Origin of the sequence: Pseudomonas sp., assembly GCF_050739935.1 — a bacterium.
Lineage (GTDB): Bacteria > Pseudomonadota > Gammaproteobacteria > Pseudomonadales > Pseudomonadaceae > Aquipseudomonas.
Genome location: NZ_JBOICF010000115.1, coordinates 71,045 through 87,109, shown reverse-complemented (window position 1 = coordinate 87,109; position 16,065 = coordinate 71,045). Strand labels below are relative to the sequence as shown.

12 protein-coding genes and 4 pseudogenes are annotated in these 16,065 nt (G+C 53.3%); 7 read left to right on the top strand and 9 right to left on the bottom strand.

Annotated elements, in window-relative coordinates; all coding sequences use genetic code 11:
• Window positions 1-317: hypothetical protein (locus ACRER8_RS23345; RefSeq protein WP_431748542.1), on the top strand; the 317-nt coding region annotated here is incomplete at its 5' end.
• A 163-nt stretch (window positions 318-480) separates the two neighbouring features.
• Window positions 481-1,506, top strand: coding sequence for an integrase (locus tag ACRER8_RS23340; protein ID WP_431748541.1), 1,026 nt, complete (start codon window positions 481-483; stop codon window positions 1,504-1,506).
• Between the two features lie 103 nt (window positions 1,507-1,609).
• On the opposite strand, the gene ACRER8_RS23335 is transcribed toward ACRER8_RS23340, so the two are convergent.
• The 4 genes from ACRER8_RS23335 to ACRER8_RS23320 form a co-directional block, all read right to left on the bottom strand.
• Window positions 1,610-1,840: a pentapeptide repeat-containing protein gene (locus ACRER8_RS23335; protein ID WP_431748540.1), complete on the bottom strand. Its 231-nt coding sequence runs from the start codon at window positions 1,838-1,840 to the stop codon at window positions 1,610-1,612.
• Between the two features lie 126 nt (window positions 1,841-1,966).
• Window positions 1,967-2,950, bottom strand: a complete 984-nt coding sequence (locus tag ACRER8_RS23330; protein ID WP_431748539.1) for a 5'-nucleotidase — start codon at window positions 2,948-2,950, stop codon at window positions 1,967-1,969.
• A 224-nt stretch (window positions 2,951-3,174) separates the two neighbouring features.
• Complete coding sequence (locus ACRER8_RS23325) at window positions 3,175-5,253, bottom strand: hypothetical protein (RefSeq protein WP_431748538.1); 2,079 nt, start codon at window positions 5,251-5,253, stop codon at window positions 3,175-3,177.
• Window positions 5,250-9,167, bottom strand: coding sequence for a hypothetical protein (locus ACRER8_RS23320; RefSeq protein WP_431748537.1), 3,918 nt, complete (start codon window positions 9,165-9,167; stop codon window positions 5,250-5,252). The genes ACRER8_RS23325 and ACRER8_RS23320 overlap by 4 nt, the downstream gene beginning before the upstream one ends.
• 219 nt (window positions 9,168-9,386) lie before the next feature.
• Here ACRER8_RS23320 and ACRER8_RS23315 point away from each other — a divergent pair, with 219 nt between their 5' ends.
• Complete coding sequence (locus ACRER8_RS23315) at window positions 9,387-9,578, top strand: antitoxin Xre/MbcA/ParS toxin-binding domain-containing protein (protein WP_431748536.1); 192 nt, start codon at window positions 9,387-9,389, stop codon at window positions 9,576-9,578.
• A 664-nt stretch (window positions 9,579-10,242) separates the two neighbouring features.
• Here the strand turns inward: ACRER8_RS23315 and ACRER8_RS23310 are convergent.
• The 5 genes and pseudogenes from ACRER8_RS23310 to ACRER8_RS23290 all read right to left on the bottom strand — a co-directional run.
• Window positions 10,243-10,662: a hypothetical protein gene (locus ACRER8_RS23310; protein ID WP_431748535.1), complete on the bottom strand. Its 420-nt coding sequence runs from the start codon at window positions 10,660-10,662 to the stop codon at window positions 10,243-10,245.
• Window positions 10,663-10,693: 31 nt separating this feature from the next.
• Window positions 10,694-10,879 carry a hypothetical protein gene (locus tag ACRER8_RS23305; protein WP_431748534.1) on the bottom strand — a complete coding sequence of 62 codons (186 nt, stop codon included), beginning with the start codon at window positions 10,877-10,879 and terminating at the stop codon, window positions 10,694-10,696.
• A 162-nt stretch (window positions 10,880-11,041) separates the two neighbouring features.
• A complete protein-coding gene (locus tag ACRER8_RS23300) occupies window positions 11,042-12,142 on the bottom strand; it encodes a hypothetical protein (protein WP_431748533.1) in 1,101 nt (366 codons plus the stop codon).
• A gap of 123 nt (window positions 12,143-12,265) precedes the next feature.
• Window positions 12,266-12,907 carry a glutathione S-transferase family protein gene (locus ACRER8_RS23295; protein WP_431748532.1) on the bottom strand — a complete coding sequence of 214 codons (642 nt, stop codon included), beginning with the start codon at window positions 12,905-12,907 and terminating at the stop codon, window positions 12,266-12,268.
• A 245-nt stretch (window positions 12,908-13,152) separates the two neighbouring features.
• Window positions 13,153-13,548: pseudogene (locus ACRER8_RS23290) on the bottom strand (FCD domain-containing protein); the annotation flags it as partial.
• Window positions 13,549-13,552: 4 nt separating this feature from the next.
• On the opposite strand from ACRER8_RS23290, the pseudogene glcE reads away from it, so the two are divergent.
• The 4 genes and pseudogenes from glcE to ACRER8_RS23270 form a co-directional block, all read left to right on the top strand.
• Window positions 13,553-13,666: pseudogene (gene glcE, locus ACRER8_RS23285) on the top strand (glycolate oxidase subunit GlcE); the annotation flags it as partial.
• A gap of 2 nt (window positions 13,667-13,668) precedes the next feature.
• Window positions 13,669-14,900, top strand: a pseudogene (glcF, locus tag ACRER8_RS23280) (glycolate oxidase subunit GlcF).
• A complete protein-coding gene (locus ACRER8_RS23275; protein ID WP_431748531.1) occupies window positions 14,897-15,298 on the top strand; it encodes a heme-binding protein in 402 nt (133 codons plus the stop codon). The pseudogene glcF and the gene ACRER8_RS23275 overlap by 4 nt, the downstream one beginning before the upstream one ends.
• Window positions 15,299-15,309: 11 nt before the next feature.
• Window positions 15,310-15,885: pseudogene (locus ACRER8_RS23270) on the top strand (malate synthase G); the annotation flags it as partial.
• Between the last annotated feature and the right edge of the window lie 180 nt (window positions 15,886-16,065).

Here is a 16,065-nt window from a genome sequence, read left to right as displayed (position 1 = left end):
CTCGGTATTTTCAGGCTCTCGATGCTGCTCGAGAGGCAAAATTTCAGCGTGAACTCGCTGGCGTTCCGCACCTGGTCATTCCCTGGGAGAACGGCCTCGAGGATTATCTTGGGGATTCGCATAATGTATATTATGTTAAATCACGTATATGGATCTGCCCTTACTTCGTGTCCATTTCCACTTACCCCCGGTCGCTTTTCCACAAAACCCCGTTTGCTGAAGAATCAGCGCTGTTGGCGCTCCATCCTCACACCTTCCCTCAGGTCGACCTGTCACGAATCTCCGTTTCCGTATCTGATGCTTTGGAGGCTGGCTAGCACCCAGTACGTCTGCCAAACGTAATGCACCACTGAAAGATTCTAGCGCGCGGGTTCACCAATGACGCGGCCATTCATCCCATTCCCAATCTTTCCTCCCTACAGTCATTGGCGGCCTAAATGTGAAACCAGTTTTCCCGTTAACCTCCAAGTCTCCGCTCGCTTGAGCGAAGTCAAGGAATCGAGTCAGCCCTTCATTAGTGCCTGGTACGCTGACCGGTTCATCAATTGGATTGCCCACAACTGGAGCCCGCTGAATCCCCACCAGCAATACAACATTTGCATCCAGGGGCTAGAAAAGATGCTCAACTGGAGCTTCGCGAACAATCGTTGTTTGCTTGATTGGACGCGAGCCGACTTCGAGAACTACTCGGCCTTCATCATTAACCCAACTAGCGTTTGGGTCACTTCAAGCAAACAAACTCGATTTTTGGGAAGCCCAGCCATGGATTTCCGGGATTGGCCGATCAACCCGAACTGGACAGTTTTCCGAGGAGTCCGAGGTGTCAATTCTGACTGCGATTCTTCCAAGGAGATCGACAAGAACGTTTGGAAACGCGAGATCCTTTGCGTCAAGCAGTTCCTAGGTTTCTACCTCAAAGACGTAGCTGCAGTTCGGGAAAATGTCGCGTTGGTAAAGCCCGAGTCCTTGGTATTCAGGCCCTCTCAAGCCCGAGGCGCGATCGCTGATGAAGTCCTGGAGTGGATGCTCAGAACGATCCCAAATCTCCCCATCAACCCACATAGGGGCCGCCTCATTGCGATGTATCTGACAATCGCGAGGCAATCAATCCGTCCCATGTGGCAGGTGCTTGGTAACCCATCAAATCCCGGACGCGTCGACCAGTTCACACGAAATGGCCAAGGCATATGGCTAGAAGCCCACCCGAAAAACGGCAGCTCAGTTCCGTTGCCGCCGGCGTTTGGCCGGGCCTTCGATCGCTACCTTACTTACCTGAATATTGATCCTAGGCAGCCTTTGCCTGCTTCATTTCTGTTCCCCTACGAACACTCGACCAGCGCCCATGCGCTCAGAAGCTTTTGGCGCATGACATGTTCGATCAGGGAGAGCCTCGCGGACTTGGCCACGACATCGGATAACTTGAATATTGCCCAAGCGGCTGATGACATCCGGCGTCTGACCGCGTCCATGGTGTCAAACCCTTTGCTTGGAAAGTCTGAGCCCTGAGTTTAGCGCAAGCGCCCTCACCCAGCCTTTGCTGAATCGTTCTTGCTGTCGACCATCCATATATGTGCGCAGGAGAATTTCGACCATCGAGACGTGTTTATGCTCATGTCGAATACCGATGTACTGGCTTCGAGGAAAGAAATTTCCCATGAGCCCCGCCGAAACCACATTCGTTGACGTTGGCTCCACGCAGGTCTGTCCCTTCAAGTTTGTACGAAGAGAAGTCTGAGCTGCCCAGATAGGAACGGTGCATATCAGCGCCTGTGAGATTTGCGCGCGCAAAGTTACCTTCGCACGCGTGAATTCCTCGCCAGCTCGCGTACAAATCGTCCATGTGCATGAATCAGCAACATTCAGAAGTCTCCCTACCTCACCTGTAAACCAGAGTCGCCATCGCAAGACTTTGGTTGCTCGTCGTCTCAGAATTTATGCGGCAACCGGTAATCCTCAAGTAACCCTCTTAAACCACTGCATCAACCTGTCCAGCTTCAGGCGTAACCTCAACCTCCGCTGGCATATTGTTCGTGATGCCAAAAGGAATGTGCACAGACGGAGCAACCGCGCTGGTCGATTTGAGATGCCCGGATTGGTCGTCGAATAATATGTGGGGCTTCAATACGCCCAAAATTTTGCCTTTCTCGATTCCACCCAGGAAGAAAGCGTCATTAGCCATGACGCCCCAGCTCTTGAGCGTATTCATCGCACGTTCATGTGACGGAGCATTGCGGGCGGTGACGATCGAAACGCGTATGCGGTTTTCGTATTCGGGATTAAGCTTCTTGTGCTTTTCCTCGACGGTTTGGATCTTGGATATCCGTACCATGAATTCTTTCAGCGGCCCAGGGTTGTGGGGCTGCATGACGTTCTTCACTTCATGGGCATGGAATACTGTCAGCCCAGAAGTCTGCATGATCGATTCAGACTCATCGCCGGCGAGCACGCCGTCAAAGTCGAATGCGATGCGCAGGGTTTTGTCAGCTTCATCGTCCTCGAATTTTGAGTCGAGTACCTGCCCTGCCGGATATCCCGCCTTAATTGCGCCCTCCACGTCTTTCTTTTCACCAGACAAAAAAAGCGCGATATTCAGTGCAGGGATGTACTCGTACGGGGATTTTCCTTGCATGAAAATCGCCCTGGTCATCCCCAGCCCATAGTGCTCGATTGTCTTAAGCACGCGTAGCCCGGTGTCAGGATCATTCCGTGAAAGAAGGATCACCTCTACTAACGGATCCTCAGGATCGTCGCTCAGGTCATTCACAGACAGCAAACGCTTGATGAAGGGGAACGCAATCCCCTTTGGTAGCGGGTCATGGAGGTGTTCTTGCTGAAATTTGCGATACTCCTCCTCCCCCTGGCTCTGAAACACCGCGTCCGATGCCACAAGATCGGACACAGCGCTGGAAGCTACGCCGATAACCAATCGGTTTTCTAATTCGTAAGGCATTGGCACCTCTCTCGATGCTTTTGAACGAAAATTTTGACGGGCACTGAATGTGTCGATCGACGCTCTGGGCACAATGCGAATTACGAATCAGGGGCTTCATGCTAGTAAGCTCAGCGGGCATCATATCGCCTGCATGTGATGCCCTCCTCCAATGGCAGCGCATGCATGCCAGGATCAGAACGCAGGGCCACTACTCATCGGCGCCCCGAACGCCATGTGCTTTCCTAATTATGCAAACACACTTCAACAATTTTCTGCAGGATTGAGGTCTTGGCCGACTCGCGGAGCTTCACGATATCGAAGGTGAAGCTGGAGAAGAAAAGCTCGCCTAGCGGGTGACTCAGCAAGGGAAACTGAGTTCCGCACTCACCTGTGATCACGGCGTTGTAAACCAGGCTTTGCTTCGGGATGGTGTTGTTGGCCGATTTATTGGACGCCACGAAGAACCATGCGCCTTCGACGCCATTGTCTTGAATGAAGACGCTATGGCGTTGCTTCTGCCTGGTCGGTGTTAGGTAGTACGGGAGAGCTGCCGCTTGAATACCTACCTCGCGCGATGGTGAGAGGCCCCTGTCCTGGCGTTCCTGATTGTCGAAAAGCGTATTGCCGATGATGGCCGGGATGCGGCCCGTGTTGTAGGCCTTCAACCAGGCGTTGGAGCCCTTGTCACGAATCAGGAAGGCACCATCCCATATGGCATCGTAAGGTTTCTTGTCTTCCTTTCCGAAAATCGTGGCGAGCTTCTTGAATTCATGGTTGAACTCACCCTTGGAAGTGTCGTCGAATCGGCGTGAATCCTCGATTTTGATGGTCTCACCACCAACGGTCACATCGAGAACCTGAATGTAGACGTTTTCACCCCAATCCCTTCGGCAACTCATCAGCTGCAGTGAAAGAGGTGGCAGGATCGCACCCTTGATGGTCACGGCCTTGTCCCGGAAGATTGACTCTTTCAGCGCCAGCTCTTGCAAGCTTTTTTCTATTGATGCGGCAGATGGAGTTTTGCTGGGAAGTACGTTGAATCCTTGGCAAATGCTATCGACCGCCTCAGTGAAGCGATGCAGTTTTATCGCCGTGTAGTAGTCGAACTCGGCTGACGGTTTGCGCCGTTTGGCCGCAAGCGCCTGCCAGAATGTGTTGAAGGACTCGTCGGAGGTGGCATCGAAAATGCTGGAGCCGTTTTTGCTTCCCGCGGGGGACTTGACCTTCTCGCTGACGACCAGGTAGTTCGTGTTACCGACTTGCAGCTTGTTGGGTGCTGGAAGGCTACCAGCAGTCAACACTCGGGATGCGCCGAATTTATGTGCAAGATTGGCGATGCTGCTGTGCCAAGCCTCGTCGCTCGATGGGTTCGCTGCTGTATCGAGCAGCCAGAGCGGGTTTGAGATCGTCGGAAGCCCCTCTAGGAACGTTTTGACCTGGTGGGTTGCCTCGTACACGACGGGGTTGAATTCAATGCCGGAGTGCTTCAGTAAGCGATCAATGCGATTTAGGCAATCGGTTTGATGGTAGTTGATACTGTTGTGGTACTGGTCGCACGCCTTGGCATTTACGTTGTTCGTGGCGAACGCCATGTAGTTACGATCACTGTCTGTTGTAGCGTTGAGCCGACGGGTACGCTGGAAGCGCTTTCCGGCCCAATCGAACATGAGTAACCCAGTCTCGGTCACTGGCAAGCTGACGGAGTCCTGCGCTAAGGAGCACAGCATCGTCACCCTTTTGAGGCTGATCGCGAGCTCCTGCTCCTTGGAAAAGTACAGGTCGTATTTCAGGGCGTCGAAGATATGGCTGCCGTTCCTAGAGACTCGGCTCAGCACCAGCCCAATGTACAGATCGGCGTTGAATTCGACTGGGGCTATGTCGTAGTGCTTTTCGACGTCCGTAAGGAACGAAAGCTTGAGCCTCAAATCCAGCAGCGCCTGGATCGCATAGTGGGGATTTAGTGAGTGCTCAGTAACGATGCCTTGTACCTGGCCTGGTATGGGCGACTGATTGCTCAGATAGAGAAAGCCAAACACGCCCTTTCTACCGCTGAATTTGCAGTAGTGCACCCCGGTGGAGGCCGAGAGGCCGAGCTTTTTGCGGATGAAGTCCTTGATGGTTGAGTCGACCCGTTGGAAGTATTCTTCGGGTTTTTCGGCAGGGTTTCTGGTGACCTCCACAACGGCAGCCTGAATGTGCCCTACCCCTTCACCGGGATTCGACAAGCGATCCAGAATACCTTCCAGGTCACCGGGCAGTTTCAGCATGTTCGTGCGGGCCTTGGCCGCTGCTCCTGGTTCCAATACGTTGAAGAGGGTCATTGCGCGTTCCTTAGCAGCTGTACCAAAGTGGGGTTGATCATCAGACGGTCATCCACCCTGTGGATGCGGGTCGTATCCGTGAGAGGAACGTACCTGACGATCATCTTGAATGCGTTGAGGAAGTGGATCGACTCACCGAAATTAAACTCGCGCTCGGCATTGAGATCGTTGTCGTCCGGTTGTGTGTTCACGTAGAGGAAGCGCGGTTTCAATTTAAGGCGACCGCACAGCTCATACATGTCCTGGCGTTTCTTCTCCGCCCGGCGAAGGGTTTTGAGGGACAGCTCTTGATTATCCAGGCTGCCCGACCAACGCTTCACGTCAATGCAGATGATGGTGTCTCCATCTCGGACGTAGGTGTCGTAGCGCTCATACACCGCTGCGCCTAGGAGATCGATCAACTCATCGAGACTCAGTTGCGTGATACCAAGCGCGGAGAGCACCCTCGAAAAGATGAATTCCCCCACGTTCCCTTTCAGGAGTGGAATGAGCGCAGGATTTGGCAGGTGCACGTCAATTCCATCGCTGGCCATGTTGCAGGCCAAGTTTATGATGCCTGGCGCCGAGTCATGGACTTTGCCATCCGTGCGCACGTAATCCGGTACAAGCCATTTGCCCGGCTGGTAGACAGCGTACCCATGCAGCAGGTCGCTGAGGTGATGGAAGCTCTCCGAGGTCGTGCAAACGGTAACCTGATCTGTAATTTCCCTTGGCAGGTAGAAGGCACTGATGACCTCCTGGTAGTAACTGGAGGTCTTTACCAATGAGGATGCCAGCAGCTTGCGTACGTATTTTTCCGGTGCAGTGATGCTCTCCGGCGATCGAAGCAGCTCGTTGAACTCCATGGCATCCCGGTTACCTTCTCGCGCACTTCTGAGAATCTTGTTTCGAAATGCTCCGCTGAAGAAATCCTCGATGTCGCTGGCGCAGGCAGCCACAGTGGTGGAGAACTCCTCACGCGTTGCCTCATTCGCGAAGCATCTGCTTTCTGCTTGTTGCAGGCAGAATTGCATGAGTCTGTGATTTAGCAGCGAAAGGCTGTTGATGAGTAGATCGTTACCTTCTCTGCGAAGTCGGCTATAGCGCACCACCAGATCGTCGATTACGTCACTTGGCAGGAAAATTTCGGTATGGAGATGGGTGTCCCGCCGTTCCACGCGTCCCACGGCCTGGATGATGGCTTTCAGCACCGCCAGGTCATGTTCCTGGTTCAAGATGCGGCGGTTCTTGGGCTGCATCAGATTTGAGTCGAACTGAGACAAGCGAACCGCCTCACTCTCCCCGGATGAGATGTGTTTGAGCAACAGAATATGGTTTTTGATGGTGTTGAGACCGGTGTCTTTCTCGCGAATCGCGCTGTAGAAGGGAGTATTGACCAGCACCAGTCGGTCAAAGTCTTGATGGAAGTTGTCCTCGGCCCTCTCAACGAATAGGTTGAGTCCGGTACCGGCGCTTCCGTAGGCGGAGATCAAACAGATGCGGGTATCGGCATCCACCTTGAGGTAATCATCAATGTCGACCTCTCTTGCCAGCTCAGAGTTGAAGAGAATGACCCTGATCTTGGTTTTGTCTTCAAAGGGTTTCAATTCGAAAATCTTGTCGAGGTACAGGCGCCGCATGCCCCTCAAGCGTCCATCAATACCTTGCGCGAACAACACTCTAAAGAGATCGGCAAACCGATTGTTCAATGAGAGAACGAAGGTGTTTTTCCCGTCCCAAGCGGCCATGAGCATCGCCTCGATCTGCCGGCGGTATGCAGACATCCGATACTTGTTCTCTTGGAAACCAGGCGGAAGGAGCGACTTTGACCAGAAGCTGTAGGTGCTCTTGAAGGCGGGGTCGCTGCGCAAGCCGCTGATGTCGTCGGTGGATGTCTTATGGAAAGGCCTGACTTCCATCGTCCTAGCTTTGGAGCGTGCAGCCCGTAGATCTGCCATTGCGCCCACGTCAACTGCGCAACGCTGAACCACGCGGACGTCAAGGCTTGTGGGTGAGGCTTCCCCGTAACGGGTAAGCATTTTCCTGGAGAAGTTTCCGGAGTAGGAGTTTTGGAAGCCAGTCGTGGCGCTGAGGCACATTACGCTGTTCTGGGTTCCGTGCAGGATGCGAAGTAGCTTGACCTCGGGTAGCTCCAGGATCAGGTCAAGGTGGAAATCAACGAATACCCGGTTCTTCACCACCTCCCCGCCAAAGGGGATCGTATCTACCTTGATCAGCGAAAACACAATTTTCGGGGCGAAAAAGGTGAAGAATGCATCGACGAAAATTTCCGCATCCTTGGCACGGTCGAACACAGAGGCTACGTACGAACGATGCTGGCGAGACTTCTTGATGAACTCAGACAGTGGCGCGTTCTGACTGGCGTTCTCGCCAAGCTCCAAGAGCTGCCGCAACGGGCTCTGTTGAGGAATTGTGGAGCATGCGTACAGGGCGCACAGCATGACCTGCAGGAAGTCATGCAGGGTTGGGTCTGTGGATGGAGCGCCGTCATCGACGGACAGACGTATCTCGCTTTTCCCGCAGACAGATCGCATCCGAATTCGCTTCAGGGCTTCCTCGTTGTAGAAGCGCCTGGGTGTCAGGCTGAAGATGTTCCGTGACAGCGCCAGGATCTGTTCTACGTCGCGGTTGTTGATCGTGATATGGCCGACATTCCCTGAACACATCTGCAAGATCGCGTCGAGGCTTACGCTGGTTTCGCAATCTTCTTCGTAGTGTCTGCGTAGGTTTTTCATCAGCTCCACCGCTTCGTTGAACGCGATGGGCTCCTCATCATCTGGGCCATACTCAGCCGAGATCATCTCCATCAGGCGGTGCAGACCGGCAATGACATGAGGTGGCTTGACGTTTTCGCTGACCAGCTTTTTCTTGCTCTCGTCAAAAATCCGGTCGTAGCTGTCGTGCTCTTCGTCAACGACGAGGTTGAAGGTGATCCCATGTGCTTGGAAATAGTTGGATTCGTCAGAGACGAAGAAATTTTCTTTCAGGTAGATAACTTGTTCGTCATGGGGGAGGCTGCAGGCAGCGCCGATCGGGGCGATACCCTCCTCTTCAGCATCCGTTGGCGGACGCTTGGCTCCCAAAATTTCTTCAAAGCTCAGCTTCTTGAGGTTCGGCTCACGCTTCTTGTCGAGATACACAATGTACGCCCGCTTCAGAAATCGGGCAGTGGTGGCGATGAAGATGGTTGGCCCCACCTTGGCTCGTTCGAAAGGTAAAACATGATCGATGACTTGGAGTTTTGCCCGCTCTCGATCATTGCTGGCGCTCTGAAAGCGCTGCTGGGTGGTCACGAACTCAAAATCGACCTTCTCACGAATCACGGCCTTGGCCAAATCCTGTAACGCATGGAGCAGGCGTTGTTTTGCGGCGTCAATCCGACGTGCAAGCTCCGCTTCGAGCAGGTAGTCGGTACTCCCCAGCTTCAGATAGCGTGCCTGTTCAGCCTCCGTTGCTCTGAGTCCACTGATTGCGTTGCCCAACTCGTTGACCGATTCACGGTAATAGTCGGAGTTGAGAGCCTTAGTCCAAGCGACGTACAGGTCTTCATTGCGCGCCTTCGATACCCAACCGACGAAACTCAGGTCGGACAAGTCCTGCTCGGCCAGGAAGCTCAGAATGCTGACGCTCCGCTCAGCGGCCTTCTCCTGGGTGACCTTGGAAACGTCTATCTGCGCTTTGTGCGGAGTGATGAAGAATAGGTTGCGGTGGCCCCCAAGTTCACTACGTATTGCTGAGTGTTCGACGAACTGATCGAACACGTTGTACGACTTACCGAAACCAGTGCCATCGTTGGCAAAACTTACTGATGGGTTAGGTTTGGCATTCCCGTTGAAGAACGGCGCCAGCCGCGCCCGATGTGAATTGATCTCGTCGCTGAGCGCAGCACTGATACTACCGTCCTTACTATTCATTGGCGTCCTAAGCATGATGGCAATTTAGTGCGTATGAAGTCAGCCGAGGGTGCTTCAATCCAGCAGGATTGCAAGCAGGATCATGGGTCGCCTAAGCTAAAATTGATCATCAAACGCGGCATCAAGTTGTTTCGCGAATATAGTGCCAAGACCCAAGCATCCACATCGACCGCCAACTAAAATCGAACAGACGCCTTCGCGGCTCCCGAGAGTCAGAAAATGAATCGTATTGAGTTGATTCAACACCAAGCCGAGCAAGTCTTTGGCAGCAAAATGAAGGCCGCTCATTGGCTCAATCAGCCGATAGCCGGGGCCAACGGAAGTTCGCGGTTGCAAACGCTTCAAAGTGAAGCGGGATACGAACTCGTGAAAGCTGAGTTTGAGCGCATCGATCACGGGTACGCCAGCTAATCGCTAAATCCGCCCTCATTCACCCGGCGCCACAACTACGTTGCTGAGCAGCCGAAAGTTCATCAAAGTCACTCCGGGAAGTGTCCTGATAACCGGCAAGGAAATTGGTTGTCTGGCCAACGGCTTTTCGCCCAATGCAACGTCCCTCACTCATCACAAGCCAAGCTCCCGTGCCAGGTAGTCTTCCTGCAGACATTCGGACGCGAAACCGTCTTGAAGGAGCTGTGATTGCAACGTTTGGTGCAGGTGGACTCTCAACCCTAGCCGCATGCTCACGAACTGCGACGGATCGTCAATCGTATCGAATGCCAATCCACTCTCCTGGATAACCTCCCACAACATCTGTGTCGCGAGTTCTCCGATACTGGAAGCATACAGCCGCGCCCGAGAGCCAAGGCCTGGTGCACGCTTGTAGCTTCCTACGGCATCGCGAACCCGGATTCGAAGGGCGTCTTGGCCGTAGGACTCCATAGCTTGCAACCACACGCTGGTTTCCGAGTCATCCATCCGAGGGCATCCCTTATGCAGTGGATAGACTGGCGGGTTTTTTTGATGCAACACTGTGATACACATTGCAGGTCGAAACGCTCAGGGTCATCCCGTAAACACAATACAGATCTGCATGATTGCGCATTTAGCGAGCAAGCCCCTCAAGTACCAATATTTACTGAAGATACTCTTCCAACACACTCCACTCATAAAGCTTGGGATCGACGCTAGCGTAGTCCAAGCTTTCGAGAGAGAGGTTGGCCGGAATCTCGAAACCTAGCGAGTGAAGATACTGAGCGTGGCTGGCCGGAATGACCGTTCCTGACGACCCATCATGCCCTGAACCATCAATGTTCACAGAGTAGAGCTGCTTTCCAACACCATTGGGCTTGGCATAGACATGAGCGTGCCGCTGAGTTTTCGTACTCGTATTCTGGGCATCAATTCGAAAGGAGTTCCTAGTTCCGGGCAACATTTTATACGTGTTGTGTTCGAGCGCTATGACCAGCTCAGACACCTTCTCATCCTTCTTTTCTTTTTGCTCCGCCCTCATTTTGGCCTCAGCCAAAAGCATGAGTTCTCTCAACAAAGACATCGAATACTCCCTGGACAGATCCAGCTAGTGATTATTTGGTTGAATGCAGCACGAACGCTCGAAGATGGGTCATTGCAGCCTGCTCAGGATCTAGCCCGCGCAACGCAGTAGTCCGCTGAGTGCCATCAGGAAGGTAGACCATCAGGTTGTCTTCCTGATGGTTGTAAATGCTGGTGTAGATTTTTTCTTCGTGCTCAAAAGTTGTTTCACTTTCCATTCCTACTTCCCCCTCGTTTTTGCCGTGAACCTACGCGCAATGCCCAGAAAGTTGAGACGATCACCATCAACCCCACCAATCTACTTTTTGAGAGGCGATAATTCATAAGCTATCGGCCTGAAAACCGGGGACTTAACGAATGGTTGTGTGATCTGAAAAGGGCTACGCGTCGTTAGATTTTTCATGCGTCGGCCACATCGGGACTCGCTCTGTCTCGCCGTTCCAAACCATTCCATGCAAAAACGTTTCTCGTTCTTGAATAGTTGTCAGTGGGTACCTTGCGTAGTGCGTGTGGGCCATCCTGTTCACTTCCTCCTTCCACGCTTGACGAGTGTGTTCGTCAGAAATTTTCAGCCCATCCAGGATCCCCCGGCCCATCACCTCTTCCAAATTGAGCGGTAGCGCATGAATTGTCCCTAAACGAGCGCGCAGATTGGACGAACAAATTTCCACCATCAAGCCGGTGATGCCCTTCCCAAGAAGTCTTTTAATCACAACGAGCTTTGATCGGGCGGCGAAGTTAGTCGATTTCAACTGCATGTTGTAGTGAGGTTTGAAGTGATTGATGAGCGCCGCTTCCGACAGCGACACCACTTCGTTTCGCTTCAATTGGACATCACGCAATCTATCGAAATGTAAGCTGTCCTTCGCTTTGGACGCCAATGACTCCACGTTGAAGTCACCTGCGTTACTGATCATGGTGCGCCCATGCTCAAAACGGTAAAGCAGCAGCAAAATTTCGTACTCTGGCAGGTGGGTCGAGGATTCGGCCAGGATGCGCTGTAACGTGGTATGCGCCAACAGCCGGTCGATGGCGGTACGTTGGCCGGTCTTGCCTAAGCTTTGTCCGACATAAAGGACATCCATATCTGTATCTTCGGATTCAAGCATACTCATCGCGTTGGCGATGATGACGTGTGCTGCGATGGTTACGATTCTTGATTGGGTGGTTACGATCATCGCCGTGCCGTTCACAGCGATCGCCACCTCTTCAATGGACTCATCGGTGGCGATGCTAACCTCATTGAGGTCATACAGGAATGGAACACGAAGGTATCCTTCCTCACTTGGCACCAAAAAAAATCCGTGGACGGTTCGTTCATCGAGGCGGAATTCGTAGGAGTCCAGGTATATCCTTCTGCGACGCACAACCAGATAGATATTGCTCCCAGCGATTAGTGCTTTATAAGCCGGGTCTTCCTTAACCCTGCAAAGGTCAGCCGGCGTCAGCACTGATGGAAGGCTGGAAAATAGCGTGATCAACAGACTCTCAGTCACGTAGCAGAGATCGCTACAGTAGATAAAAGGCCTCGCGCTGCCTTTCGGACTAACAAAAAAAGGGTCGTAGCTCTCAGCACGACCCATTGTCCATCTACGTACTAGCTATCAAGCAGTCGCTTGCGCCTTATGGATGGCCACGACCTCAGCCTCGTCTTTCAGTGCTTTCTGCACCGATGGGCGAGCGTCTACGCGAGCTTTCCACGCTGCCAGATTTTCCAGATGGCCAATCTCGGTGCCAGAGCGTTCGTGCCACAGGGTGGCCCAAACATAAGCGTCAGCAACGGAGAAGTTGTCACCCAGCAGGTAAGGCCGGTCAGCAAGGCGAGTGTCCAGAGTGGTATAAGCTGCGACCAATTTCGCACGAGTCCACTCGGTACCGAAATCAGTCATCAGTTTGCGCATCAGAGGGATGTGTTTTTGCGCAATTTCGGTGGCGATGAAGGTCAGCAGCTGATCGACCTTGACGCGCTCCAAAGTGCCGCGAGCCGGGATCAGACCTGACTCAGGATGCTGGTCAGCCAAGTAGGAAGTGATGACCATCGTCTCGGTGAGTTTGTCCTGCGAATCATTATCCAGGGCCAGTACAGGAACGTAACCGAGTGGATTTACTTCGGCAAAAGACTCGCCGCTCGAAGTGGTTTGGTCGAACACGTTGAAGTGAACCAGCTCTGGATTCTGACCGATTTCATTGGCGATGATTTGCACGGCTTGAGAGCAGGTTTGATCGGCGATGTACAACTTGGTCATGATTGCATTCCTCGGGAGTCAGTCGTTTTTCCTCGCCCTGAATCTGGGCTGGTGATCAAAGTCTGAGCCTCGCCCGGGGAATGATAAACTGTCCAAATAGATACGCTCTGTAGCTCGCGCAGATACAATCATTCTGCATCTTTTTGTGATCACGCAGCTGCTCATCGACCTACAGAGTGCCGAATAGGCTTCGCGGAAAAAGGGCATTAACTGTCCTCACATTACCTTGCATCAACAAGGCAATCTTACGTCCAGCCCTCTAACCGAAGAGTCGAACGCACGAGACGCTGTTCTTCATTTTCGATCTCTTTCAAACTCTCACTGATGCTCTGGATATGGGCGATGGCGGCCCTACGTGCCTGCTCCGGCAAGCGTCCTGTGACGGCGTTATACAGGCGTGCATGCTGACGATCGATTTGCCGTTTCTGCGCTTCACGGTGATACAGATTGTTCACTGATGCGAACACCGAGTTGAGCAATAAATCGGTGAGCGAACGAAGGGTCTGCACAAGAACAGGATTGTGCGAGGCCTCGCATATGGCCAAGTGAAATGCATGATTCAGTCGTGCATGGGCCGATGCATCGTGCTCCCGATGATGACCTGCCAGCAATGCTTCGTACGCACGGGTAATCAGCACGAAATGTGATCGCCCCTTCCAGCCGCTGGCACCTTCGCTATTGCGCTATCAGCGATTTCTCAAGACGAAACTTGATCCGTTAGGGATTCTCAACCCGGGCCGAATGTACGCAGAGATCTAATCATGCAAACAAACTTGAGCGAACAAGCCTTGCGTCTGGAACGTGCTGAAGAAGCCGAGAGCATCCTGCGCAGCTGCGTACATTGCGGCTTTTGTAATGCCACCTGCCCAACCTACCAAATCCTGGGTGATGAGCTAGATGGGCCGCGCGGACGAATTTACCTGATCAAACAGGTTCTGGAAGGTAATGACGTCACGGCCAAAACACAGGAGCATCTGGATCGCTGCCTGTCGTGCCGGAACTGCGAAACCACCTGCCCATCCGGCGTGAAATATCACAACTTGTTGGACATCGGCCGTGCAGTCGTTAATGAGGCAGTCCCCCGCAGCACCGGGCAGCGCTTAATGCGCCAAGGCCTACGGGGCTTGCTACCTAATCCGGTGGTGTTTAAACCCCTGCTGAACATAGGAAAGAGCCTACGCCCCGTCCTACCGCAGGCAGTGCAACTCAAATTGCCTCGGCGAATCACCCCTGCGAAACGCAGGCCAACCCAACAGCAAGCGCGAACCATGCTGATGCTCGAAGGGTGCGTGCAGCCAAGTCTGTCCCCCAACATCAACGCCGCCACTGCAAGAGTATTGGATCGGCTGGGAATTAGCATTACTCCAATCACCCAGGCGGGTTGCTGTGGCGCAGTTGACTATCACCTTGACGCCCAGCAAGCAGGCCTGAACAGAGCCCGACGCAACATTGATGCCTGGTGGCCGGCAATCGAAGGCGTGCAGAGGCGATCATTCAAACCGCCAGCGGTTGTGGCGCATTCGTAAAAGAGTACGGACACCTGCTCAAGAACGACCCGCTGTATGCGCAAAAAGCTTTCCGGGTTAGCTCAATGAGCAAAGATCTCGTCGAGGTGTTGCAGGAGGAACCCCTCGAGCAGCTCGGCGCCCGCAGCGACCTTCGTCTTGCATTCCACTGCCCATGCACCCTTCAGCACGCCTTAAAGCTCGGCGGCGCAGTGGAAAGTGTACTAACTCGTCTGGGATTCCAACTCACGACAGTACCCAACAGCCACCTTTGCTGCGGCTCGGCAGGCACCTACTCGATTACTCAACCAGATCTCTCGCGACAGCTACGCGACAACAAGATGAATGCGCTGGAGAGCGGCAATCCCGATCTCATCGCAACCGCGAATATTGGATGCCAAACCCACCTCGATAGTGCAGGTCGCACTGAGGTGCGGCACTGGATTGAAGTTCTGGAAGACGTCATTCCCCCACAGGAGAGCCTATGAACAGCAAAGCCGTATTAAGCCAAACAGAGGTCAGTCAGATTCTCGCCGCCGCTCGATCTGAGGCCCAAGTCAACCGATGGGACGTCAGCATCGCTGTGGTCGATGATGGCGGTCATCTTCTGGCCCTTGAGCGTCTCGACGGTTGCGCACCGATCGGTGCCTACATCGCCACCGAGAAAGCGCGGACTTCCGCAATCGGCCGACGCGAGTCCAAAGGCTATGAAGAAATGGTAAATGGTGGCCGCAGTGCGTTCCTCTCCGCGCCTCTGGTGACCTCACTTGAAGGAGGTGTACCCATCATTGTCGATGATCAAGTGATCGGCGCGATTGGCGTGTCCGGCGTCAAAGCGGATCAAGATGCGCAGATCGCCAAAGCCGGCGCCCAAGCCTCGAAATAAGAGAGAATGTGATGACCAATTACACAACCCTTCATGGCCTGCAAGTCGCGACTTCTTTGCGGTCTTTTATCGAAGAAGAAGTCCTCCCCGGTACCACCATAGACGCTGATATTTTCTGGAGTGGATACTCCGAGCTGATTCAGGAACTGGCGCCCGTCAACCGTAGTTTGTTGGCCGAACGTGACCGGCTACAGCTCGAACTCGACATCTGGCACAAAGCAAACCCTGGGCCGGTTGTCGACATGCCGGTCTATCGAGCATTTCTCTCCTCCATTGGCTACCTGCAGCCGCAATCGATGGAGGTTAAGGCCAGCACTTCCAATGTCGATAGCGAAATAAGCCAACAGGCCGGGCCCCAACTGGTGGTGCCTGCAATGAATGCGCGATATGCATTGAATGCTGCCAATGCGCGATGGGGCTCTTTGTATGATGCGCTGTATGGCAGCGATGTAATCGCCAGCGATCACGGTGCCGAGGCAGGAGCCCAATACAACCCGATTCGAGGTGCCAAAGTCGTAGCCTTCGCCAAGGCATTTCTTGACGAAGCCTTGCCCCTGAGCTCGGGCTCGCATGCGGGCGGGCGGGCGGGCCTAAAAAAACCACATCAGAGCAGCGGCAGTGAAGAACAAACCAGATCTGCAACTGGTAACTCAACTATCCGCTGGGGCACATTTTACCGATTACAGTTTTATATAAAAATCACCACCAATAATAATTACTATCAAAAATAACCCCACCAACAATGATAATTTAAAACCACAACGGGA